Genomic DNA, 23119 nt, shown 5'->3' on the forward strand with positions numbered 1-23119 from the left:
CCTGTTGGTTATCCTCCCACGCCAAACCTTAGCCGCAGGTTCTGCAGGCCGTCGAGCTCCATGCGCACCTCGTCGGAAAAGATAGGGTGGCCCTCGAGACGAACGCTAACCGTGGCGTCGGCGCCGCGATAGTGGATCTCGGCAGCGATGGTGGCTCGTGTACTCAGCGGTGCCAGCGGCTCATAGGTGACCCGTCGCACCTCCACGGCCGAGAGACCGCGCGCCTCGAGCTGCTCATCGATGGCCTGCCTGACGACATGGCCGTAGTAGAAATAGAGGCCTCCATAGGCTAGGGCGGCCAGGAAGATCAACGAAATGAGTCGGCCCAAGTTCAGTCTCCTTTGCGTTCGTCGCGTGTCGATGCCAGCAGTACCCGGTCCATCCCCCGGGTGGTGAGCAGGCGCTTGAGCACGCCGAACAGATGGGTGGGCAGCGTGACATGATAACGCGCTTTCGGCCTACGGCTCTCCAGCGCGTGGATCAGCTTGTCGACCACGGCGTCCGGCCCCAGCGTGAAGGCTCCACCCGAGGATGTCCCTTTCCCTGCCAGGCGAGCCTCGACGACACGGTAGGTGTCGCGATGGTAACTACGCTGGGCATCGATGTGCTCGAGAAAGGCGCGGTAGGCGTTCTCGCGGAAGCGGCTGGCGATCGGGCCAGGCTCGATCAGGCTGACGTGGATGCCGCTGCCGTAAAGCTCCTGACGCAGCGTATCGGTGAGCCCTTCCAGGGCGAACTTGGAGCACACATAGGCACCGCGATACGGCAGGGCGGCGAAACCGAGCACCGAGCTGTTCTGCACGATCCGGCCGAAGCCCTGTTCGCGCATGACGGGAACGATGCGCGTGGTCAGTTCGTGGGTGCCGAGCAGGTTGACTTCCAACTGCGTACGCAGCGCCTCGCGGGAGAGGTCTTCGACGGCTCCCGGCTGGCCGTAGGCGGCATTGTTGAACAGTGCGTCGAGCCTGCCGCCTGTGTGCGCCAGCAACTGCTCCACGCAGGCGGTAATGGAGTCGCTCGAGGCCAGCTCCAGCGGCAGTGCCTCGAGCCCTTCGTCGTGCAGGCGCGTCAGGTCTTCCTCGCGCCGCGCGGTGGCAAACACGCGCCAGCCCCGCTTGGCCAAGGCATGGGCGGCGGCATGGCCGATCCCGCTGGAGCAGCCCGTTACCAGCACGCTGCGCTGAGTCGCGTCCTGCCTATTCGTCGTGGCAGCGTGGCTCATGGCAGAGGAATCTCGTTGACCTTGTGCGGTACCTGATAACCGCGTTGCACCGCCGGGCGGGCAGCGATCTCCAGGTACCAGCGCTTCACGTTGGGATAATCGTCGAGAGTGATACGCTGCCACTCGTAGCGCGATACCCAGGGCCAGCAGGCGATGTCGGCAATGGTGTACTCATCGCCGGCCAGGTAAGCGTTGTCGGCCAGGCGTGCATCCAGTACGCGGTAGAGGCGCTCGGCCTCGGCGTGGAAGCGCTCCTCGGCATAGGGGGCCTTGCCGGCGTTGAACTTCAGGAAGTGGTGGGCCTGACCCAGGATGGGGCCAAGCCCGCCCATCTGCCACATCAGCCATTCCAGGGTGCGGTAGCGTTTTTCGGGTTCGCTGGGCAGGAAGCGTCCCGTCTTCTCGGCCAGATAGATCAGGATCGCACCCGATTCCATCAAGGCCGTGCCGGTTTCGGCGTCGCGAATGGCGGGAATCTTGTTGTTGGGGCTCACCTCGAGGAAAGCCGGCTCGAACTGCTCGCCCCGGGTAATGTCCACGGCGTGGGTACGGTAGGGCAGGCCGAGCTCTTCGAGCAGAATGGAAACCTTGCGGCCATTGGGAGTGGTCCAGGTCCAGAAATCGATCATCGTGTAGTCCTTGTCACCGGGAACGGATTGCGCAACATCAGACCCGCAGGGTTGTCGGAGACCTTACCATTCCGTCACCCATTGGCGTAACGGCCAGCCGCACTGTCGGCGCGGTCGGGTTCGTGTGGTGCCATGCAGGCTATGCTGAATGACATGCTGAGTAGCGTGGCACGGTCGGGAGTTCAGTGTGCCACACACGGGGCCTGGCGTTTTTTCACGGGGCTTGTCAGTCAGGTAAGCGCCCGGGAGAATGGCCGCGACGCGGTTGCCGATGAGTGCCGAAGCACGTCAAGGGGGAGACATGAGGGTTAGAGCGACGCTGTGGTCATGGCTGGGGCCTGTGATGCTGCTGGCCATGACAGGGGCGGCCCATGCCCAGGAGGAAGCCGAGACCGTCGGCATGATGACGGGGCTGCTGGATGGCCAGGAGCGCGAGTGGTTCATTCTTAGCCAGGGTCTGGATTCCAACGCCACCTTCACCGAACTGGGTGATCGGGTCGTGATCGATCTGGTCGGCTTCACCGCACCGGACAGCTGGCGTGTGCGTGATTCGCTCTCGCTCAGCATCACCCTGGTGGAGGGTGAAATCGCCAAGTTCGATCTGTTGCACCCCATCGGTGCCAGCGTGATGCCGCCGGTATTCACTTCCGACAACGCCGAGGTTCGCCTGGCCTTGGATACCTTCGAGGTGGAAGGCAGCAAGGCTCATGTGGTGGGTAGGGTGGAGGGCGTTCTGGCCCTGCAGCAGGCCCTGGGCGAAGAGGCGAGCCTGGAAGAGGGTATCGACATCGCGGTGGAGTTCGATGCCAGCGCATCCCGCATCGAATATTGAGCCGCAGTTTTCCCGCCTCACCGCTCTGCTGGCCGAATGGCAAGCGGTCTGGCGTCCGCTTCCGTTCACTCAGCGTCGCGCCGCCTGGTGTGACCGTTACCCGGAACTGACCGAAACGCTGCTGGGGCTCAGCGACGCCCAGCTCGCCCATCTGCAGGCCGATCCCTGGCACGACTCTCCGCTCGCGGACCGACTGCCGGTCGCTGAGCTGGCCGAGCTGGTCGAACTGTCGCCACTGTCTGCCACAGGCGAGTCGTTGCCGGAGGCCTGGAGCCAACATGTCGGCGGGCGCAAATGGCAACAGATCGAGGCCTTCGTCCGGCACCTGGACGTCGCGCCCCATGAGCGCTTGCTGGAGTGGTGCGCCGGCAAGGGGCATCTTTCCCGCGCCCTGGCCAGGTGGCATGGCCGGGAGGTCAGCGCCCTGGAGTGGCAGGCCAGCCTATGCGAGGAAGGCCAACGGTTGGCTGTGGCGCAGCAGGCGGCGGTACGGTTGTACCGGCAGGACGTGTTGGCCGACGAGGTGGTGGGTTTTCTCTCTGCCGATACGCATGTCGTCGCGCTGCACGCCTGCGGCGACCTGCATCTCGGGCTGCTCGAGCGCGCCGTGGCATCGGGCTTCGCCGTGACCCTGGCGCCATGTTGCTACCACCGCACGCAAGCGGCGGACTATCGCCCCGTATCTCAGCTCGGGCGGACATTGTGTCACAGTCACTCCCTGCATCTGGAACGTGCCGACCTGGCGCTGGCGGTTCAGGAAACCGTTACGGCGCCGCTGGGAGTGCGTCGGCATCGTGAGCGGGCCAATGCCTGGCGGCTGGGTTTCGATGAGCTGCAGCGCGAGCTGCGTGGCGTGGATACCTACCTGCCCGTGCCCAGCCTGGCCTATGGCCAGATGCCCGAGCGCTTCGACGCCTTCTGCCACTGGGCGGCGCAGTGCAAGGGGTTGGCGCTTGAGGACGGACTCGACTATCGGCGTTACGAGGCCGCGGGCTGGCAGCGGCTGGCGGAGGTGAGCCGGCTGGAGCTGGTACGTCACCTGTTTCGGCGCCCGCTGGAGATTTGGCTGGTCATGGATCGCGTCCGGCGGCTTGAAGAAGCGGGCTTCAGGGTGGAAATCGGCACATTCTGTGCGCATCGATTGACCCCGCGCAATCTATGCATTCGCGCCAGGACGTCATAATCTCAAAGTATCGGCAGGCTCATGCCTTCAGCTCAGACTGAAACTGCCGAAATAACGATATGACCATTATTATAACGACGCCTGCTCATGTTCGAGACAAGCCGTCGATACGCAAGGGGCTCACCGTTGACCAGTGACGATCACGCTTCGTTCTTTGAGCAGCTGTTCAATACCAATCCGGCCATCAAGCTGCTGATCGACCCCAGCGATGGGCGTATCGTCGATGCCAATGCTTCCGCCGTGCACTTCTATGGCTATCCCGCCGACGTGCTGAAACAGTTGAAGATCACCGACATCAACTGCCTCGATCCTGAAGCAGTGCATGCCGCCATGGCCAAGGCGGAAGCCTGCCAGCAGCTGTTCTTCGAGTTCAGGCATCGCCTCGCCAGCGGGGAGGTCCGCGACGTGCACGTCTACTCGGGGCCGGTATGCCTCGAGGGGCGCGAATACCTTCACTCGATCATCATCGACGTCACCGACGAGAAGCGCTATTACGCTATGTTGGAGACCTACAATGACCTGTTCCACAACCTTCCCGTAGGGGTCTATCGCAACTCCGCCGAGCCGGAAAGCCGCTTCACGGCAGCCAATCCCGCCATGCTGAGGATCTTCGAGGCCGAGTCGCTCGAGGCATTGCTGGGGGTGCGGCCCTCATCGCTGTATGTTTGCAGCGAGGAACTCAAGTCGTTCATCGCGGATCTGGAACGGGACGGGGTCGTGAGCCGCCGCCCGCTGCGTCTGCGTACCTTGAAGGGAGCGCTCATCCACACCGAGGTCACCGTGCTGCGCCAGGTCGCGGAAGACGGCAGTGTCGACTTCAGCGGCATCGTCGAGGACGTGACGGCTCGCCATGCCGCCGAGATGAACCGGGATCGGCTGACACACCTGCTGGACGCTTCGCCCGACATCGTCGCCATCGCCGATGGCCAGGGCCGTGTGGTCTATCTCAACAAGGCCGGGCGCGACCAGTTCGGCGTTCTGCCCGACAAGCTGGCCGATGCGTTGGTCAGCGCGCATCCGCCATGGGTGTGCCATCTCATCGAGGAGGAAGGTATTCCCTACGCCATGGAGCACGGCTACTGGTACGCGGAGACCGCCGTGCTGGGGCGTGACGGTGAGATTCCCGTTTCACAACTGATCGTGACGCGCCGCAATGAAAGCGGCGAAATCGACAGCATCGCTACCATCATGCGCGACATCAGTCAGACCAAACAGCACCAGGTGGAGCTCGAGTATCATGCCGGCCACGACCCGCTTACCGGCGCGGTCAACCGTAACCGCTTTCTCGATCTGCTGGCCCGCGAGCGTAAGAGAGCGCATCGCAGCGGCGAGCCGCTTAGCCTGATCATGTTCGATCTGGATCACTTCAAGCGCATCAACGACACCTTCGGTCACAGTGTTGGAGACATGGTACTGAAAAAGCTGGTGCACACCTGCCATGCACTGCTGCGTGACGTGGACGTGCTGGCGCGCTGGGGCGGCGAGGAATTCATGGTGCTGCTGCCGGCCACGCCGCTGACGGGGGCGGTTAACCTTGCCGAGCGGCTGCGTCAGGCCATCGCCGACGAGCCGTTTACTCCAGTTCCGACTCTTACCAGCAGCTTCGGCGTTGCCGAGCTGGGGGAAGAGGAAGCAGAGGCACAGTGCTACAAGCGCCTCGATAAGGCGCTCTACCGTGCCAAGGCGACCGGGCGCAACCGGGTCTGCATGGCCGAGCCGGCCACACTCAACGGTTCACTTCCAGATGAATCTCGATAGTGCGAAGCAGGCGCTGCCGATCGATCCAGCCGCTTACCCGCCCATCCTGCATGACCGGGATCTGATTCAGCCCGTGCTCGTTGAGAAGCTGAAGCACTTCGTCGGCCTTGGCTCCGGGTGATACGTGATGCAGCTTCTTCACCGGTGTCATGATGTCGGCAACCTGGGTCGAGGCCCACCGTGAGTGCTCTACATGCCGCGCATCGCTGAGTGATACCAGTCCAACCACTTCGGCGACGTTGGTCCCCACCAGGAAGGCCCGACGACCGGAAGGCAATACGTCCTGATGCAGCCACGCCTCAATGGAGCGTTGCGGATCTACCAGCGGTATCTCCGCTTCGGCCAGGTCGCGGGCGCGCACGCCGGCAAGCCGCTCCCTGAGCATGTGCATGCGACCCTGTGCCTGGGTCATGTTGAGCAGGAACCAGGCGATCAGCATGATCCACAGGCCGCCCACGAGATTGCCAGCCACCAGATTCCAGATGGCCAGGCCGAACAGGCCGTAGGCGACCAGCTTGCCGCTGGCAAAGGCGGTTTCGTTGGCCTTCTTGGCGTCGCCGGTCACTTTCCAGACCAGCGCTCGCAGCACGCGACCACCGTCGAGGGGGAAGCCGGGAATGAGGTTGAATAGCGCCACCAGCAGATTGATCGTTGCCAGCCAATTCAGCGCAACGGTAAGCGGTTGGTACCAGCCCGCCGTCAGCATGGCCAGCACAGCGAAGGTGGCCGCCAGAGCAAAGCTGACGATTGGCCCGGCAATGGCGATCGAGAACTCATCGTTTGCCTTGTCGGGGTCGCGGGCCATCTGGGCTACGCCGCCGAAGATGAACAGAGTGATGGCCGTGACGGGTACGCCGCGGCGGATGGCTACCAGGCTATGCCCCAACTCATGGGCCAATATCGAGGAGAAGAAGAGCAGAGCCGTCACCAAGGCAGTGAGCACGGCGGTGGCGGTGGTCCAGTCCGGATACTGATGCCTGAACCCTGCGCTCATGGTCATCAACAGCAGGGCAAAAATGATCAGCCAGCTGATATGGACTTCCAGCCGGATGTCACGGAAACGCCCTATGACCAGCACGGACTTGAACATCGACGGCCACCTCGCTCTGTTTGGTCCCAGTTTGGCGGCATTATGAGAGGAAATCCAAGCCGTCTGGCCGTTAGGCATGTTTCCCCTTTGCAGCAACGGGTCAGGCACCTATCTTGAGCAGGGTGGGGTGTCCAGGGAGAGGGAGATGATGGCAACGGACCGCGAAGACCTCGGTAACAGGGCCGGTAGCGCTGCAGGTACCGCTGAGAGCGGCCTGAGATGAAGCGTACCCGCTCGCCGCTGGCGGCCGTGCTGGGCGGGCTGGGGCTCGTCTGCGTTCTCGTGCTGGGCGGAGGCTACTGGCTGATGTTGCATATGCCCGGTACATCCTTCCGCGGCGAGCCGCCGCCACTGAGCGCCGAAGGCGAGCGGCTGAGCGAACGGCTTCACCAGCATGTGCGAATCCTGGCGGATGAGATCGGCGAGCGCCACTACTGGCGGCCGGAGGCGCTCCAGGCCGCTGCTGATTACATCGAGCGGGCCTTCCAGGAGGCAGGACATCGGCCTCGGAGGCTGGAAGTGCCCACCGGCAGCCGGGTATTTCACAATATCGAGGTGGAGCTGCCCGGTGCCCGGCGCGCCGATGAGGTGCTGGTGGTGGGGGCGCACTACGACACGGTGCGTGGTAGTCCCGGAGCCGACGACAATGCCTCCGGCGTGGCCGTACTGCTCGAACTGGCGCGCCAGTTGCAGGGAGCAGAGCTCGATCGTTCACTGCGGCTGGTGGCGTTCGTCAATGAAGAGGCGCCGTTCTTCGGCAGCGATGCCATGGGTAGCCTGCACTACGCGCGGCAGGCCAAGGCCGAGGGGTGGACCATCGTGGGCATGATCTCGCTGGAGATGCTCGGCTACTACAGTGACGAGCCCGGCAGTCAGTTCTACCCATTCCCTCTCGATCTGTTCTATCCGGACCGGGGGAACTTCCTCGCCTTCGTCACCAAGCTGGAATCGCGCCGGCTGCTCCATAACGCTATCGGTGCGTTTCGTCGTCACGCGACGGTACCTTCGGAGGGCTTGGTGGCGCCGCCGCAGATGGGCGACATACATCGCTCGGACCACTGGGCGTTCTGGGAAATGGGCTTTCCGGCCATGATGCTCACGGATACCGCCAACTTCCGCAACCCTCACTACCATCGCCCCAGCGACACCCCCGAGCGATTGGACTACGTCACCATGGCCAGGGTGACCGAGGCCCTGGCGGCCATGCTCGAGAGCATGGCCCAACGATAGCGCAACAGCAGGCTAGGGCCCCGCGCGGGCGAGACCCGAGAGCACCCGACCGGGGCGACCGGGTGCGAAAATCACTACCACCGGCTCGTTCAGTGATGACGGCTGAACTGGCCGTGGGGGCATTCGCCCATCAGCTTCTCGAACTCCCTGCCGCTCATGTGCAGCAGCGTTTCGTGATCGCCGGCGTCGAAATAGATATCCGGCTGGTGTCGCAACATGTCGTCGACATAGACCTGCAGGCCATAGGCCTGGCCGACAGGAGTGATGGCCCCTGGGTCGCAGTCGTTGAAGCGATTCACGATCTCCTCTTCCTCGGCCAGTTCGACCGGTTCGTTGAACAGCCGCGACAGGCTCTCCAGATCGGCATCGCAAGTGCTGGGCAGCACCGCGACGCGATAGCCGGAGCGGCCGTGCAGCATGATGGCCTTGGCGAGCTGCTCACCGGTAACGTGCGACTGTTGGGCAATGCGGCTGGCACTGACTTCGTAGTCGTGCTTGACCTCCTCGTAGTCGATATCACAGGCTCTCAAGTATTCCCTTAGGGTGGCCGGGATCGCCATGACACTGTCTCCCTCGGCGCAAGGGCCGACGTTCGCTGGTGGAGCGCATCCATGCTGCAGTGTTTTCCTCATCTATCAGCATAGCGCCTGTGGGCCTGCTGAGCAGGGTGTTCGCCCAGCCGTCGAGCAAGGAGCCGATGTGACCTTCACCAATGCTTCGCTGGATCCACAGAATCTCCCTGCGCTTGCGGAGGCGCCATTGGAGCCCGTTTCTCCTCGTCTGGCGCCCTGCCAGGCAGTGCTGCGCAGCCTGCACTGGCTGCTGCTGACGGGGCTGGCCGCGTTAGTGCCCTTCATGATTGCCGATATCGCCGCCTGGCAGCCGTGGCCGGCGGTCGCTGTGGCTCTGCTGGGCGCCAGCGGCATCGTGCTCGGCTGGCTCGAGGCGCGTCGCCGGGCCTACGGCCTGCGTCAGCACGACCTGATCTATCGGCGCGGCCTGCTGGTGCAGAGCACTCAGGTGCTGCCGTTGGCTCGCCTGCAGCACATCGAGACGACGAGCAACCCGGTCGAACGTGCCTTCGGCCTGGTACGCCTGGTGTGCTTCACGGCGGGAGGAAGAGGGGCGGACATGGTACTCGAAGGCTTGACCGCCGATCGGGCCGCGGCGATTCGTCAGCATCTGCTGGCCCGCCTTGAGAGTGCGGAACCGGAGCCCACGGGGGCGGATGCGCCATGAGCGAAGCGTCGCCACTCGGCGAAAGGCAGGGCGGAGAGTTGAAGTGGCAGCGTCTTTCACCTTGGGCAGTACTCCTGCTGCTGCTCAGCGGCAGTGCGTCGCTGCTGCGCCAGCACATGCCGCTGGTACTCGGCGCCGGGGCCGGCCTGGCACTGGTGGAGCGCCTGGGCCTGCGTGAGCTGGCGCTGGGTGGGGCGGTGCTACTCATCTTGGCAGTGCTGATCAGCCTGCTCTACTACCGCCGCTTTCGCTACTGCTGCGACGGCGATGTGCTGATCGTGCAGAAGGGATTGTTGGAGCATCGCGAGTTCAAGGTGGCGGCACGCCACGTGCAGAGCATCGTCATTCGCCAGCCGGTCTACATGCGCCCCTTCGGCCTGGTGCTGTGGGAAGTGGAAACGCTGGCCGGCGAAGCCTCGCGCATCGCCTTGCCGGGCATTCGCCGCGAACGGGCGGAAGCGCTCGAAAGGGAGCTGCGGCCGCCCGAGCAGTGGCCGGGCGTAGCGTCCGAGTCCGCCCCGGCGGCGGAGAGACAGGTCGTGCCGTGCTTTGCCATCAGTGGCAAGGCCATCGTGCTTCATGGTCTGGCCAGCCGTTCGATCTATCTCATCGCGGCGATGCTGTCGCCGCTGGTGCGCCCGCTCGAGCGCTGGCTGCACGACCGGCTGCCGCAGCTAGATCTCGACACCTGGATGCCGGGTTCGCCGCTGCTGGCGGTCCTCGTGGGACTCTTGGCGGCGCTGACATTACTGGCATTGTTGGCCATTCTGGCGGCCTGGTGGCGCTTTCACGGTTTCGTGCTGCTCGACGCCGGCGAGCGACAGATCCAGCGCAGCGGCCTGTTTCATCGCCAGGAGCAGACCCTGAGCCTGGCGCGGCTGCAGGTGGTGGAGTGGGTACAGACGGGGCTCGGCCGGCTGCTCGGGCGTGGCTATCTGGTGTGTCATCAGTACGGTGCACTGGGCGGCGATGCGGGGGAGTCGCGCCGCTTCCTGGTGCCGGGGCTCAGCGAGGCGCAGGGGGCGGCGCTGACGGCCCATTTCTGGCAGACCTATTCAAGGCAGAGCGATTCAAGACAGGGTGCTGCCGGGCAACCGCTGCGGCGTGTCGACCCCAGCTATCGGCGGGTGCTGTTCCTGCGTTACCTGTTGCTGCTCGCCGGTGGGGCGGTACTGGTGCTGGGCGTGTTGATACCGCTCGAGCTCTCATGGCCTGCCTGGAGCGGCTTGGCCGCGGTGCTGCCGCTGTTGGCCGCCGTGTTGGCCCACTGGCGCTGGATCGCGACCGGCTGGGCTCAAGAGCAGGGCTTCTTGCGCGTTCGGCGCGGGGTGGTGGGCCAGCGCACCGGCATCTTTCCCATGCAGCATCTCATCTCGCTGCGGCTTCAGCAGAGCTGGCTGCAACGCCGGCGCGGCGTTGCCACCCTGCACCTGGAGCTGGCCAACGGTCGCCAGACCCTGCCCTATCTGAAGGAGGACGATGCCCGCCGCCTGGCCGATACGCTGCTGTTCACCGCCGAGAGCGCTCAGCTCGTTTGAGCATCAGCACCGAAGCGCCGGTGCAGCCAGGCGTTGATGGCGTTGGACTCGTACAGCCACTCATGGCGGCCATCGTCATGCTCGATCAGCAGGCACGGAACCTTGACCTTGCCACCGCCTTCTTCCAGCTCAAGGCGACGATCCGGGTCGAGCTGGGCATCGCGGACCTCGATCTTCAGGCCCAGCCGTGCCATCTCCTTGCGCACCTTGATGCAGAACGGGCAGGAGCAAAACTGATACAGCGCCAGCTGGCGGCACGCCTCGTCGACCTCAGCCTGCTCCTGTTCGCTGCGTTCGACGCTCTGCGGCGTGGAGAGCTTTTCGGCGATCAGCATGACCGGCGACAGCACCAGCCGTACGCCGCGAAAGAAGTAGCGCAACACGATTCTCATTGTGACCCCAGGATGAATGAATTTTTCACGGGCCACATGATGCCGTGCCAGGCATCGAGTTCCAAGCCAAGGGGCACAAGAGATCAACGCATCTCGATTTTCAGCTCGTCGATGAAGCGATCACGGCGTGACAGCGCCTCGGCAGCCGTTTCACCCGATAGCGTGGCGCACGTATTGACCAGACATTCCACAGCACTCAGGAAAGCCACCATGCTGTTCGAGATGAAGCTGGTTTCGTGAGGTACCAGCAGGGCCTGTTCGGAGTGGCGTACAAGCGGGGAGTTGGACATGTCCGTGACCACTAGGACCCGGATGCCGTGGTTGCGGGCCGCCTTGCAGACGTTCACCACTTCACGTGTGTAGGGTTTGCAGCTAGCGGCGATCAGCACGTCGTCGGTACCCATGCCGGCCAGACCCTCGGCAATGCCGTGACCGCTGTCGCTGAGCAGACTGACGTCGGAGCGCAGCATTCCCAGGCCGTAGGCCAGAAAGCTGGCGAAGGCATGGAACTGACGCACGCCGTACAAGCGAACGCGGGCTGCATTCATCACGGCGTTGGCAAAGGCTTCCAGTTCGTCGCTGCGCAGGTTGTCCAGCAAGCGCTCTATATTGCGGCACTGCTCGCCGGCAAGCTGGCGAGCCTGATTCAGCAGATCGCTCTTGTCCGCGGCCAGGGCAACGCTGGCATGCTGGCGGTAGAACGAATGGGGCGGGGTCAGCGAGTCGCTGAGAAGGATGCGCTGGAGCTCTCCGAAGCGAGTATAACCGAGCGATCTGGCCAGCCGGGAAATCGTCGAGGGATTGACTTCGAGCTTCTCGGCCAGCGCGGAGATGGAGAGCAGCGCCGGGTCGCCGCGCAGTTCGATCAGTCGCGAAAGCACCTCCTGAGCCTTGGGTCCCAGGTGTCGGTCACTTTCGCCTCGGGCGATGGCTAGGGAGAGGGCTCGGAGCGACTCGAGGTCGGATGGGGCGCGTTCGTTATCCGTCAAAGAGGGTGTGTCTGCTGCCATGAAAGGGCTCGCTATGGCCAGGTGGGTGTATCTCCCATTGAACGCCGTCATTAAGCAGGCGGAACACGCCAGTCGCAAGGGTATTCTCGTGATCGGGGTCGTCTGGCGCACGACGATAGATGGGCAACCCGTTGCCCCCGGTATCTCGCAAGATGCGTAGGGGGTCTAGCTGCGTCGATGCAATCAGTTCGTCGCCTCGCTGCTGGCGGTCGCGAGAGGAGCGGGTGATCGTCTGACCGTCCTCAGCTCGTGGATGGTGCAGCGCATGGTTGGCGTGCACATAGGCGTTGTCGATGACTTTGATGGATAATTGGCCGCTTCCTATTTCTACGCTGTAGAGCCTGCGCTCGCCCTGCTGGGCCAACGTGAAATGAAATCCCCCGCTGGCCGGTGCCTCAGCGAGCAGGCTGAGAATGGCGTCAAGTGTGGGTTCGGCCAGCATGGCGCGGCCCAGCACCATGCGGGGTATCGCGGGTACTACGCCATCGAAGCGCAGGTTGTTGACGGCCTGAACGATGCCTAACTCGGTAAGGGCGAAGGTATGACCTGGCAGTGAGCCTGGATAGCAGCAAGCCATGAAGCTCGGCTGGCCGACCGGCGACAGCTGAGCCACGAAGACGTCGCCGTCGAAGCAAGGGAGCCCATCTTCGTTGTGTGCGATGCAGGGCTCGTGGCCAGGAAGGACGACGGTAGTGCATCCGTCCGGACAGTGAGTGAGCAAGTCTCCTCGGCTGTTCCATGCGAAAACCTGCAGAAAGGGCAGTTCGAGCCCCTCGGCCAGGCCTTCGAGCTCTTCGAGCACCCAGGGGAAACGGCTCCTGCAGCATGCCAGCATGCGAGCGACCGCAGCATCGTGACGGGGATGGGTGATGTCTTGCCACAGCTCGCTGGACAGCAGCTTGTCATGCACGGCACGGTGTCCGGCCTGCCCCAGTGCATAACCCAACTGCCGGTGATTGCCGCTAGCGCGCAGGCATCCCAGCCCGGCTCGGCGCTCCGTGCCGTTCGGCGGGTCAATGTACATGTCTGAGAAAGTCCTTGAGCCTGGGGTTGGTGGGAGCCGAGATCATCTCTCGCGGGTCTCCGTCGACGGCGATCTTGCCGTGTTCCATGAATATCAGGCGTGAGCCCACCTGCCTGGCGAAGGACATCTCATGGGTCACTACCACCATGGTCATCCCCTCTTCTGCGAGTGTGCGCATCACGTTGAGCACCTCCTGTTTCAGCTCGGGGTCGAGCGCCGAAGTCGGCTCATCAAAGAGCATCACCTTGGGTTTGACGGCCAGCGCCCGGGCGATGGCAACACGCTGCTGCTGCCCACCGGAGAGTGAGTCGGGATATTGCTCGGCTTGAGCTTTCAGACCCACTTTGTCGAGCAGCGCCAACGCTTGTGCCCGTGCTTGAGTTCGGCTCATGCCGCGTACGTGCCTGGGGCCGAAAGCGACGTTCTCCACGGCGGTCAGCTGCGGAAAAAGGTTGAATTGCTGAAATACCATGCCGGCTTCCTGACGAATCTCTCTCAGCCGAGCGTTACCTGCCAGCACGCTGAGGTCATCCACCACCAAGTCTCCGCCGGTGATCATTTCCAGCCCGTTGATACAGCGCAGCAGCGTCGATTTTCCCGATCCCGAAGGACCAATCAACACGACCACTTCGCCGCGGTCGATGGTAAGGTCAACCTCATCGAGCACCTTGAGCGAACCGAAGTGCTTGGATACGTTTCTGAATTCGATGATGCTCATAGAATCTTCATCCTTCTCTCGATGAAGCGCAGCATTAGGGTCAGGCTTCCGGTCATGATGAGATACATGATGGCGATGGCGCTCCAGATCTCCACGGCACGGAAATTGGCCGCCATGATTTCCTGCCCGGTTCGTGTCAGCTCACCGACGCCGATCACGATGAACAACGAGGTGTCCTTGAGGCTGATGATGAACTGGTTGCCAAGAGGTGGAATCAACCGCCGAAAGGCGAGTGGCCCGACGATATAAAGCAACACCTTCCAGCGGGGCAGGCCGAGAGCCAGTCCGGCCTCGGCGAGGCCACGACTGATTGATTGCAGGGAACCCCTGACGATCTCGGCAATGTAGGCTCCCGCATTGATTACGATGGCGATCATGGCAGCGGTGAGCGGGTCGATGCGAATGCTCGCCAGCACCGGCAACGCAAAGTAGAGAAACATTACCTGCACCACGATGGGTGTGCCGCGAATCACCTCGATGTAGACCATCGCCGTGTAGTTGAGCAGCCAATTGCCGTAGGCGCGCATAAGGCCTGCGATGGCGCCTACCGCCATGCCGCCGCACAGCCCCACTACGGTGATGAAGATCGTCATCTGTGCACCTTTGAGCAGCTGAGGCATGAAGGTGACGATGACGGACCAATCCGTATTCATTGGGAACCTCGAGATTCGTCAGGGATGAGGGGTGCAGATACTCGACTCATTGGTTGGGGCGGGTGCCGAACCAGGTCTCGTAGATATCGTCGTAACGACCGTCCTCACGCATGGTGGCCAGAGTGGCATTCACGTCTTCCACCAAAGGGCTGCCTTTGGGGAAGCCGATGCCGTATTCATGGGCCATCATCTGCTCCCCGACGGCTTTCACCTGACCGTCTCCTGCAGTGGCGATGTAGTAAAGCACGTTGGGCGTGTCGTGCATGGCGGCATCGACGCGACCGGTGCGTAGCTCCAGATAGGCGTTGTCGATATTGGGCAGCAGCCTAAGTTCTGTCTCGGTGAAGTGTTCCTGGGCGTAATCGGCTGCCGAGGTACCCATGCGCAGCGCCAGAGTACGGCCGGCCAGATCGTCGGTATTCTCGATGTCGCTGTCCACGGGGACCATCAGGGTGAAGCCGCTATCGTAGTAGCCATCCGAAAAGTCGATCACCTCCTGACGGTCCGGGCGGATGGTGATGCCGGCCAGCGCCACGTCGACCTGATTGGTCTGAAGCGCTGGGATGATGCCGGAAAAGTCCATCGGCCTTAGCTCATACTCCCAGCCGTTTTCCTCGGCGATGGCCCTCCACATGTCAATGTCGAATCCGACGTATTCGCCGTCTTTCATGAACTCGAAGGGAACGAAGGCGGTATCGGTAGCTACGATCAGCTTGTCGGCAAAGGCAGTAGGGGCAAGGGCAAGGCTGACCCCCATGGCGGCATACAGAATCTGCGTTTTCATCATGCTTCCTCGTTGGCATTGTTGTTGAGCATTGTTGCGCTGCTTGTGGAACAAGGTTCGAGCAGAAGCAGTGCATGCGAACCTTGTCTGCAAATATATTTGTACATAAAAAATGAAAGCGCAAGAAATTTGCATATTGCGTTGCGTTGATTAGCAAGCGGGCATGAATGGCCCACTCTGGCCATACTGTTCATGTGGGCGGGCTTGCGAGCTTGCCGGGCTCCTCTTGAGTGCCGATGGTTGACGATGACGTCGGTCGAAATCACAAGAACAGCAGAGAGGTTGCGTCATGAAAGAAGCGAAAGAGACACGCGGGGAGGGCTCCCGGCATTGGCCGTTCGCCGGGCTGTTGCTGGTGGCCTTGCTGGTGCTGACGCTCGGCCAGACCGTTCACGCGCAGCAGGATGAAGCGGCGGAAACCGACGCGGAAGAGCAGGTCGAGGAGGCTGCCGATGAGGCAATCGCCGACGAAGCCGCGGATGACACTGCCGGGCAGGATGCTGCTGCGCTGGCCGAACAGCTGGAAGCGCACGAGCGCCAGCTGCGTGCGGCGCAGCGGGAAATTGCCGCGCTACGCGCACGCCTGCCGGCGGAAGAGGGCGGTGAGATAGACCTCGACGGCGCCTTGCGCTCGGCCAGCGTGACCATGGGTGCGATTCGTTCGACTCGTGCTGAACTGATGCGAGCCGGGGGGCGCGATGAAGCCCTGCTGGAGAGCATCGACGAGCTGGTCGAGGAGCTCGAGCGGGATCAGCGGCTGGTGGCTCGTGCGCTGGATGCCAACCTGTACCAGGTGCGCCGTGGCGATACCCTGGCCAGCATCGCCGGGCGCTTCTACGGCAGCTCCCAGCGTTGGCAGGAGCTGCATGAGGCCAACCGGCACGTGCTCGAGAATCCCGATCTCGTGTGGCCGGGGCTGACGCTCGTCATTCCGCGCTGATGGCTGCCGCCGCCGGCCTCCGGGCTGGCGGCGGAGCGGTATGTAGCGGACTTATTTGTGCAGTACTTCTTTGAAGGAGCGAAGGATCAAGGACATGAAAGCGAGATGGCAGCGTCAGGGAATCGTCGCAGGCTTGATGCTGGCAGGCCTTACGGCCTGCTCGGGTCCGTCGGACGAACTGCGCGAGGTCACCCTGCCGGTGCTGGTCGACCAGGCCGAACAGCTCGATGGTGCCAGGGTGCGCACCCAGGGCGTGGTGCGGCACTTCGAGGATCCGCTGCATTACTGGATCGAGGACGAAGACCTGAACCGGGTCGAAATATTTCCACACGAGGATATCGCGCCTCACCTGGGGGAAACGGTGCGCGTCGTCGGTAGTTTCGAGTACTCTGCCACGGAAGGGCGTCGTTTGACGCTGGAGAGCGTCGAGCCAGTCGCAGGTCAGTAGGCCATGGCGGGTGGGGCGGTGGCATCAGGGAAGCACATCATTTAGGGAATCGCCATGATCAGGCTCAACCAGCCACCGCAGCTGCCGGCCTTGTCCTCCCGGGTGGATGCCATCGACCTCGCCCGCGGCATTGCCATCGCCCTGATGATTCTCAGCCACGCGGTGAGTGGCCTGCTCGGCATTCGCCAGGTGCCCGACTGGGGCATGGTGCCGATCCACCTCATCACCAAATTCTCTTCCTCGCTGTTCATCATGGTGTTCGGCATCGCTCTGGCGGTGGCTTTCCTGCCCAAGACGGGAGCGGCCGACTGGCCGCAGCGCAGGCTCAAGCTGATGCTGCGTGGGCTGGAAGTGCTGTTCTGGTACAAGGCGCTGACCATCGTCGAGATGCTGCCGATGTTCACCACCCAGGACATCGTCGATGCGCTGCTCTATCAGCGCTTCGCCATCTGGGTGGAAATCCTCGGCTTCTATGCGCTGGCGCTGCTGTGGATTCCCTGGGCTTTACCACTGTGGTGTCGCATGCCGCTGTGGTCGCGCTTGTTGGCGCCGGTTGCGGTCGGCGTGCTGTCGGTGATGCTCGAACGTCACTTCCACTTCTGGGACAGCGTGATTCTCAAGGCGCTGCTGGTGGAGGACGCCGACCACTACACCTGGGGGCAGCTGGCACGGCTGCCGCTGGTCATGCTGGGCCTGCTGATCGGCGAGGCCATTCTGCGCTGCTACGGCGAGCCCTCGACCAGACGGCGCTTGGTCGCCGCTCTGGCAGGTGTGGGAGCGGTGTTCCTGCTGGGGTTCGTGGTGCTCTCTCTGCCCGAACTCGACGCAGCGCTGCTGGCGGTGGCCTGGAACGCCGGCAAGCACCCCCCGGAGGTGCCCTTCATGCTGTTCAGCGTCGGCGGGGCATTGATCATTCTGGCGCTGTGCTTGCTGGGTGGCCGGTCGGCGGCTCGGTGGCTCAAGCCGCTCACCGTGATCGGCACGGACGCTCTGCGGGCGTTCATCTTCCACATCGTGGCGATTTTCCTGGTGCTGCGCTTGCTGTTCGACGCCTGGCAGGTCTACAGCTATCCGCAGGTATTGGGTATCGGCCTGACGCTGATTCTCCTCGCGGCAGGCTGGATCGCCTTCATGCGCTGGTTCAGGCAGCACAGTCAATGAGGGTGGTGGAACAAGGGCGATGGAAGAAGGACGATGGAAGAAGGACGATAGATGAAGGGCAGGTGGGTCACGCAAGTACTGTTGCTGCTGGTCATGGTGCTACCTTCCATGGCCATGGCGCAGCCGAGCTGGGCGGAGCAGGTCGACGCCCGTTTGGAGCCGGTCTGGGCGGAGCGCCTGGAAGCCAGGCTGGCGCTGCTCGAGGCCGGTTATGCCGGCGAGATCGGCGTGCATGTCCGCGAGCTCGGCAGCGGCGCGCGACTGGGCTGGCGCGACGATGAATACTGGTACCTGGCCTCGCTGGTCAAGCTGCCGGTGGCCATCGAGCTGATGGCGCGGGTCGAGGCCGGTGAAATGTCGCTTCAGGATCGCCTGACGCTACAGCGCAGCGACTACGTCGACGGCGCCGGCTCCACCAACTGGGCATCGCCTGGCAGCGCCTTGCCGCTGCGACAGCTGCTGGAGTCGATGATGATCGTCAGCGACAACACCGCCAGCGACATGCTGATTCGCCACCTGGGCCTGGAGAGCGTCAATTATCGTGCCCGGCACCTGACGCCGGGCGGTGGGCTGGGGCCGATTACCACGCTGGTCGACGTGCGGCGCCATGCCTATGCCAACCTGCACCCCAGCGCCTTCACCCTCGGCGGCATGGATTTCATCGAACTGCGCAAGCGGCAAAGCGACGTCGCCCGCCTGGCATGGCTGCGTCAGCGCCTCGGCCTGACGCCGCAGCAGCTGCAGGTTCCGAGCATCGATCAGGCCTTCCAGCTCTACTACGCCACCGACCTCAACGCCGGGCGGCTGGATGCCTTCGCCGACCTTCTCGAGGAACTCGCCGAAGACCGCGCCCTGGGCACGCAAGCCACCGCCGAGCTGCTGGCGATTATGGCGCGCACCACCAGCGGGGAACGGCGGCTCAAGGCCGGCCTGGGGCGCGACATTCGTCTGGCCCACAAGACCGGCACCCAGCATCGCCGCGTTTGCGATGCCGGCATCGCCACTCACGGCTATGGCGACGATGCCCGCCGCGTGGTGATCGTTGCCTGCGTACGGGGGGAACTGGACCTGGCTCGCAACGAGCAGATCCTGGCGGCGGTGGGGCGGGCCATACGCGAGGCGGGGGTATTCGAGTCTCGCTAGACAGGAAGCTTTCGTATGGCCCAGGCTTTCTCAAGAATGAACGTCACATGAACTCACTAGCGATTAGCGTGGCACCAAAAACTATGAGGGACAAGCTGAAAATTAAGATTATCCTCTTTAAGCTGGTATCTAGCTTCTTTTGTAGTTCCAGCGATTTTTCAGAATGATCAATAAACTCTTCAATTTTTTGTTTGTTTTCTAGAATCTCAGCTTCCTGATTTTGAATGGCTCGCTTTTGATTTTCTCGTATGTCTTTGAGTATCTCTATTATCTCGTCGTTCATGATGTTCTTCTCTGTGGTATTAATGAGCCTTGAGAAAAGGAAGTATATCAAAAACGTTCCAGCTACTTACCTTAATTGCTTTCTGGTCGGGCCTAATACCAAAGTCTATACTATGTCGACCTGTTCGTGATTGACACCTCCCCCGTGCCTGGCTAGCCTTTTGACATCGAATGTTACCGGTAACAAAAGCCGCATTCGACGCTCGAGGCCACACGCCATCGGGGAGATGCCAAGACGTGCCAATACACAACGACAATCGACTGGAGTCCGCCATGACCATTTTCTGGCGCAATACCCTCACGCTAGCCGGTGCGGCTACGCTCTCGCTGGGCATTGCATACGCACAAGCCCCTGACCTCTCCGATCCGCCCGCCATCGAGGGTGAAGCGGTGGGCGATCACGGCAGCCACACGCTGCGCATGGGGCTCGGCCTGTCCGATACCTCGCCGCAGTACCTCTCAAGCCGCTATTTTGCCGATATCCTCGAACAGCGCACCGAAGGCCGCATTACCGTCAACATCTTCCCCAACAGCCAGTTGGGCGACGACGTGCAGATGATGGAAATGCTGCAGACCGGCTCGCTGGACATGAGCTATCCCTCTTCGTCTCCGGCCACTACTTACGTTCAGGAACTGGCCGTCTTCGACCTGCCGTTCCTGCTGCCGAGCCGTGAAGCGGCCATCGCCGTAATGCAGAGCGATACCGCCCAGCGCATGCTCGATGCCTTCGAAGGTACCGGCATCAAGGCGTTGACCTTCTCCGAGAACGGCTACCGTCAGCTCACCAACAGCGCGCGTGCGGTGGAGTCGCCGGAGGATGTGGCAGGGCTCGACGTGCGCGGTCTCAGCGTCCGCACCATGGAGAACCCGGTGCATCTGTCGATCTGGGAAACCCTGGGCGCCAACCCCACACCGATGGCCTTCGGTGAGCTGTTCTCCGCCATGGAGCAGGGCGTCGTCGATGGTCAGGAGAACCCCTGGAGCACCATCCTGACCTCCAACTTCTACGAGGTGCAGGACTACGGTTCCGAGACCCGTCACGTCTATACGCCCTTCATCATGATGATGTCCCAGCGCACCTGGGATCGTCTGGCGCCGGAGTATCAGGAACTGGTGCAGGAAGCGGCGCGTCTTTCGGCCGAGTACGAGATTCAGCTGTCGACCGAGTACGACGACTGGGCACGTGACCAGCTCGAGGAGCGCGGCATGCAGATCACGCGGCTCGATGACGACCAGGTCGCCGCCTTCCAGGAAGCCGTGCAGCCGGTCTACGACCGTTGGGCACCGCGTATCGGTGAGGACCTGATCGCCGAAATCCAGTCCATCGTCGACGCCACCCAGTAATTCACCCATCCGTCTGAACTTGTAGGGCAGGGGGCTTCCCCCTGCTCCTGTACGGAGCGCCGCATGACTTCGCCCAATCCCCTGCCCGACGAGGCGAGTGCCTACTTGGCAGACCCTCGGCGCGAGCCGCTCGAACTCGATATCGAAGGTGGCCGTGGTCCGGCTCCGTTTCGCTGGCTCACCCGCCTAATGGAGCACCTTATTGCCACGATTCTGGTGGCGCTGATCGTTTCGGTGTCGGCCAACGTCATCGGGCGCTCGCTGCTCAATCGCTCGCTGCCCTGGGCCGATGAGCTGGCCCGCATGCTGTTCATCTGGCTGATCTTCATCGGCGCGGCGGCGGCGTTCGCCCGCTACGAACATATTGCCGTCGATTTTCTCGTCCGCCGGCTGCAACCGCGGGCTGCTTACGCGCTCTATCTGCTGCAGCACCTGATCATCGCCACATTGATGAGCATCATGGTGTGGGGCGGTTATCTGGTGATGTCCCGCTCCACCGGGCGCACCGCCATCCTCGGCGTTCCATGGAACCTGATCAACGTCTCGCTGGTGCTCTGTTCGCTGTTCATCGTCGCCGTTGCGCTGTGGCGCGCGTGGCAGTGCCTGCGCTTGATTCGCGACCCGAATCTCGACCAACCTCAGGCGGGAGACTGAACCATGCTGTGGATTTTTCTGGGCATCCTGTTCGCCTCCATCGCCATGGGGCTGCCGATTGCCTTCGGCCTCGGCGTGGCCGCCGTGGTCCTGGCTATACTCTCCGATATTCCGCTGTCGATCCTGATCGAGCAATCGATCCGCGGGGTCAACAATTTCCCGCTGCTGGCCATTCCTTTCTTCATTCTGGTGGGTGAGGTGATGAGCCATGGCGGTATCGCCCGGCGCCTGATGGAGCTGGCAGGTGCGCTGGTAGGCTTCGTGCGCGGTGGCCTGGGCCAGGTCGCCATCACCGGGTCGATGTTCTTCGGTGGCATCAGCGGCTCGGCCGTGGCCGACACCGCCGCCACCGGCTCGATGATGATTCCGTCGATGAAACAGCAGGGCTATTCCGCGCCCCATGCCACGGCGATCAATACCGTCTCCTCGGTGATCGGCATCATCATCCCGCCGTCGATTCCGCTGATTCTGTTCGGCATCGTCACCGAGACCTCGATCAGCCGGCTCTTCATTGCCGGGATCGTGCCGGGCTTGATGATCGGCTTCGCGCTGATGGTGACCACCTTCATCATGGCCAGCATCGAGCATGCCGGGCAGACCCGCCGCTTCGAGCTGGGCCGTCTGTGGCGTGCGTTCAAGGCAGCCTGGCTGGCGCTGGTACTGCCGGTGATCGTGATCGGCGGCATCATCGGCGGCGTCTTCACCGCTACTGAAGCGGCGGTGGTGGCACTGCTCTATTCGCTATTCATCTCACTGGTGTTCTACCGCGAGTTCCACATCCGCGAGCTGTGGGGCATGTTGATCCGCACCGCGCGGCTGACCGGTATGGTATTGCTGCTGCTTGCCTTCGCCACCGTCATCGCCTGGTTCCTGACCATCAACATGGTGCCGCAGACCCTGGTGCGCCAAGTGCAGGCGATCACCGAAGAGCCGTTCCTGCTGTTGCTGATTGTGGCGGCCCTGCTGCTGCTGGTGGGCTTCGTCATGGACCTGACCCCGGCCATGGTGATCATGGCGCCGATGCTCACGCCCATCGTCACCTCGGTGGGGGTCGACCCGGTCTACTTCGGCGTGTTGATGGCCTTCATCCTCGGCATCGGTCTGTTGACCCCACCGGTGGGTACCTGCCTCTACGTGGGTTGCGGCGTCGGCCGTGTCAGCATGGAGCAACTGGTGCAAGCCATGTTGCCCTACTACGCGGCGTTGCTGGTGGTGCTGGTGGTGCTGATCGCCTTCCCCGGCATCGTGACCTGGCTGCCCGATCTGGCTGCCGTGCGCGGCAACTGAGCACAGGGAGATCTCGTGAAGGATGCTACGTACCGCATCGTGGTGATGGGGGTGTCGGGGTCGGGCAAGTCGTGCGTTGGCGCGCTGCTTGCCCGCCGTCTCGGCGTCGCCTTCATCGACGGCGACGACTACCACTCGCCGACCAGCGTCGCCAAGATGGCGAGCGGCATTCCGCTCGACGACGAGGATCGCCGTGAGTGGCTCGAGACTTTGGCGCAATTGATCGACGATCATCGCCGCCGCGATGAGACCCTGGTGCTGGCCTGCTCGGCGCTCAAGGAGCGCTATCGTGAGCTGCTGCGGCAAGGCGACCCGGAGCTCGTGTTCCTGTTCCTCCAAGGTGAGCGCGCCCAGCTGCGCGAGCGCCTGGCGAGCAGAGAAGAGCACTTCTTTCGTGGCGATGCGATGCTCGACAGCCAGCTGCGCGATCTCGAGGCGCCCGCTGTGCACGAGGCCGTGACCTGCGGCATTGCCGATGCGCCGGAGGTCATCGTCGACACCTTTCTCGAGGCCTTGCCACACTGCCGAGGCTGACGGCCCGGAGCGGTTGGGCTGGGC

The 23119-nt window shown here is 62.8% G+C and carries 26 protein-coding genes; 14 read left to right on the forward strand and 12 right to left on the reverse strand.

Annotated elements, in window-relative coordinates; translation table 11 throughout:
- Positions 1–8: 8 nt before the first annotated feature.
- From B8115_RS12215 to B8115_RS12225, 3 genes are read right to left on the reverse strand one after another with little or no spacing between them, the layout of a single operon-like run.
- Positions 9–329, reverse strand: a complete 321-nt coding sequence (locus B8115_RS12215; protein WP_010628088.1) for a hypothetical protein — start codon at positions 327–329, stop codon at positions 9–11.
- Positions 330–331: 2 nt separating this feature from the next.
- The gene (locus B8115_RS12220; RefSeq protein ID WP_010628089.1) at positions 332–1222 is read right to left on the reverse strand and encodes an SDR family oxidoreductase; all 891 of its coding nucleotides are present in this window, start codon (positions 1220–1222) and stop codon (positions 332–334) included.
- Positions 1219–1851 (reverse strand): glutathione S-transferase family protein, encoded by a 633-nt coding sequence (locus B8115_RS12225; RefSeq protein ID WP_010628090.1) that lies wholly within the window; start codon positions 1849–1851, stop codon positions 1219–1221. The genes B8115_RS12220 and B8115_RS12225 overlap by 4 nt, the downstream gene beginning before the upstream one ends.
- Positions 1852–2152: 301 nt before the next feature.
- On the opposite strand from B8115_RS12225, the gene B8115_RS12230 reads away from it, so the two are divergent.
- The 3 genes from B8115_RS12230 to B8115_RS12240 all read left to right on the forward strand — a co-directional run bounded on the left by B8115_RS12230 (position 2153) and on the right by B8115_RS12240 (position 5624).
- Positions 2153–2683 carry a hypothetical protein gene (locus B8115_RS12230; protein ID WP_141638578.1) on the forward strand — a complete coding sequence of 177 codons (531 nt, stop codon included), beginning with the start codon at positions 2153–2155 and terminating at the stop codon, positions 2681–2683.
- Positions 2655–3866, forward strand: a complete 1212-nt coding sequence (locus B8115_RS12235; protein ID WP_010628092.1) for a methyltransferase — start codon at positions 2655–2657, stop codon at positions 3864–3866. Before B8115_RS12230 ends, B8115_RS12235 begins: the two co-directional genes overlap by 29 nt.
- A gap of 126 nt (positions 3867–3992) precedes the next feature.
- The gene (locus B8115_RS12240) at positions 3993–5624 is read left to right on the forward strand and encodes a sensor domain-containing diguanylate cyclase (RefSeq protein WP_010628093.1); all 1632 of its coding nucleotides are present in this window, start codon (positions 3993–3995) and stop codon (positions 5622–5624) included.
- Here the strand turns inward: B8115_RS12240 and B8115_RS12245 are convergent.
- Positions 5593–6714: a site-2 protease family protein gene (locus tag B8115_RS12245; protein ID WP_010628094.1), complete on the reverse strand. Its 1122-nt coding sequence runs from the start codon at positions 6712–6714 to the stop codon at positions 5593–5595. The two genes, B8115_RS12240 and B8115_RS12245, sit on opposite strands and share 32 nt — an antisense overlap.
- Before the next feature lie 219 nt (positions 6715–6933).
- Between B8115_RS12245 and B8115_RS12250 the strand changes: the two genes are divergently transcribed.
- Positions 6934–7944: a M28 family peptidase gene (locus tag B8115_RS12250; protein WP_010628095.1), complete on the forward strand. Its 1011-nt coding sequence runs from the start codon at positions 6934–6936 to the stop codon at positions 7942–7944.
- Positions 7945–8033: 89 nt separating this feature from the next.
- Here B8115_RS12250 and B8115_RS12255 read toward each other — a convergent pair whose 3' ends face one another.
- Positions 8034–8504, reverse strand: coding sequence for an aminoacyl-tRNA deacylase (locus tag B8115_RS12255; RefSeq protein ID WP_010628096.1), 471 nt, complete (start codon positions 8502–8504; stop codon positions 8034–8036).
- A 139-nt stretch (positions 8505–8643) separates the two neighbouring features.
- Here B8115_RS12255 and B8115_RS12260 point away from each other — a divergent pair, with 139 nt between their 5' ends.
- Positions 8644–9183 (forward strand): PH domain-containing protein, encoded by a 540-nt coding sequence (locus B8115_RS12260; RefSeq protein ID WP_010628097.1) that lies wholly within the window; start codon positions 8644–8646, stop codon positions 9181–9183.
- The gene (locus tag B8115_RS12265) at positions 9180–10721 is read left to right on the forward strand and encodes a PH domain-containing protein (protein WP_010628098.1); all 1542 of its coding nucleotides are present in this window, start codon (positions 9180–9182) and stop codon (positions 10719–10721) included. The genes B8115_RS12260 and B8115_RS12265 overlap by 4 nt, the downstream gene beginning before the upstream one ends.
- Here the strand turns inward: B8115_RS12265 and B8115_RS12270 are convergent.
- The 6 genes from B8115_RS12270 to glnH form a co-directional block, all read right to left on the reverse strand.
- A complete protein-coding gene (locus B8115_RS12270; protein WP_035590928.1) occupies positions 10709–11113 on the reverse strand; it encodes a glutaredoxin in 405 nt (134 codons plus the stop codon). The genes B8115_RS12265 and B8115_RS12270 overlap by 13 nt on opposite strands.
- 83 nt (positions 11114–11196) lie before the next feature.
- Entirely contained in the window at positions 11197–12123 is a 927-nt protein-coding gene (locus tag B8115_RS12275) for a MurR/RpiR family transcriptional regulator (protein ID WP_083861832.1), read from the reverse strand.
- On the reverse strand, positions 12092–13147 hold the full coding sequence (locus tag B8115_RS12280; protein ID WP_010628101.1) for a C45 family peptidase: 1056 nt from the start codon (positions 13145–13147) through the stop codon (positions 12092–12094). The genes B8115_RS12275 and B8115_RS12280 overlap by 32 nt, the downstream gene beginning before the upstream one ends.
- A complete protein-coding gene (glnQ, locus tag B8115_RS12285; RefSeq protein WP_010628102.1) occupies positions 13137–13865 on the reverse strand; it encodes a glutamine ABC transporter ATP-binding protein GlnQ in 729 nt (242 codons plus the stop codon). The genes B8115_RS12280 and glnQ overlap by 11 nt, the downstream gene beginning before the upstream one ends.
- Positions 13862–14518, reverse strand: coding sequence for a glutamine ABC transporter permease GlnP (gene glnP, locus B8115_RS12290; protein ID WP_010628103.1), 657 nt, complete (start codon positions 14516–14518; stop codon positions 13862–13864). The genes glnQ and glnP overlap by 4 nt, the downstream gene beginning before the upstream one ends.
- Positions 14519–14564: 46 nt before the next feature.
- Positions 14565–15302: a glutamine ABC transporter substrate-binding protein GlnH gene (gene glnH / locus B8115_RS12295; RefSeq protein WP_010628104.1), complete on the reverse strand. Its 738-nt coding sequence runs from the start codon at positions 15300–15302 to the stop codon at positions 14565–14567.
- Positions 15303–15591: 289 nt separating this feature from the next.
- On the opposite strand from glnH, the gene B8115_RS12300 reads away from it, so the two are divergent.
- From B8115_RS12300 to B8115_RS12315, 4 genes are all read left to right on the forward strand, one after another.
- Positions 15592–16242: a LysM peptidoglycan-binding domain-containing protein gene (locus B8115_RS12300; protein ID WP_010628105.1), complete on the forward strand. Its 651-nt coding sequence runs from the start codon at positions 15592–15594 to the stop codon at positions 16240–16242.
- Positions 16243–16336: 94 nt separating this feature from the next.
- Positions 16337–16690, forward strand: coding sequence for a hypothetical protein (locus B8115_RS12305; protein ID WP_010628106.1), 354 nt, complete (start codon positions 16337–16339; stop codon positions 16688–16690).
- Between the two features lie 54 nt (positions 16691–16744).
- Positions 16745–17851, forward strand: a complete 1107-nt coding sequence (locus B8115_RS12310) for an acyltransferase family protein (protein ID WP_010628107.1) — start codon at positions 16745–16747, stop codon at positions 17849–17851.
- 51 nt (positions 17852–17902) lie between these two features.
- Positions 17903–18994 (forward strand): serine hydrolase, encoded by a 1092-nt coding sequence (locus B8115_RS12315; protein WP_010628108.1) that lies wholly within the window; start codon positions 17903–17905, stop codon positions 18992–18994.
- A gap of 43 nt (positions 18995–19037) precedes the next feature.
- On the opposite strand, the gene B8115_RS12320 is transcribed toward B8115_RS12315, so the two are convergent.
- The gene (locus B8115_RS12320; RefSeq protein ID WP_141638579.1) at positions 19038–19277 is read right to left on the reverse strand and encodes a hypothetical protein; all 240 of its coding nucleotides are present in this window, start codon (positions 19275–19277) and stop codon (positions 19038–19040) included.
- Positions 19278–19549: 272 nt separating this feature from the next.
- On the opposite strand from B8115_RS12320, the gene B8115_RS12325 reads away from it, so the two are divergent.
- The 4 genes from B8115_RS12325 to B8115_RS12340 all read left to right on the forward strand — a co-directional run bounded on the left by B8115_RS12325 (position 19550) and on the right by B8115_RS12340 (position 23095).
- Entirely contained in the window at positions 19550–20620 is a 1071-nt protein-coding gene (locus B8115_RS12325; RefSeq protein WP_010628110.1) for a TRAP transporter substrate-binding protein, read from the forward strand.
- Positions 20621–20683: 63 nt separating this feature from the next.
- A complete protein-coding gene (locus tag B8115_RS12330; RefSeq protein ID WP_010628111.1) occupies positions 20684–21274 on the forward strand; it encodes a TRAP transporter small permease in 591 nt (196 codons plus the stop codon).
- Between the two features lie 3 nt (positions 21275–21277).
- Positions 21278–22561, forward strand: a complete 1284-nt coding sequence (locus B8115_RS12335; RefSeq protein ID WP_010628112.1) for a TRAP transporter large permease — start codon at positions 21278–21280, stop codon at positions 22559–22561.
- Between the two features lie 45 nt (positions 22562–22606).
- Entirely contained in the window at positions 22607–23095 is a 489-nt protein-coding gene (locus tag B8115_RS12340; RefSeq protein WP_010628113.1) for a gluconokinase, read from the forward strand.
- Positions 23096–23119 lie beyond the last annotated feature (24 nt).

This window comes from Halomonas sp. KM-1, assembly GCF_000246875.1.
Classification (GTDB): domain Bacteria; phylum Pseudomonadota; class Gammaproteobacteria; order Pseudomonadales; family Halomonadaceae; genus Halomonas; species Halomonas aerodenitrificans.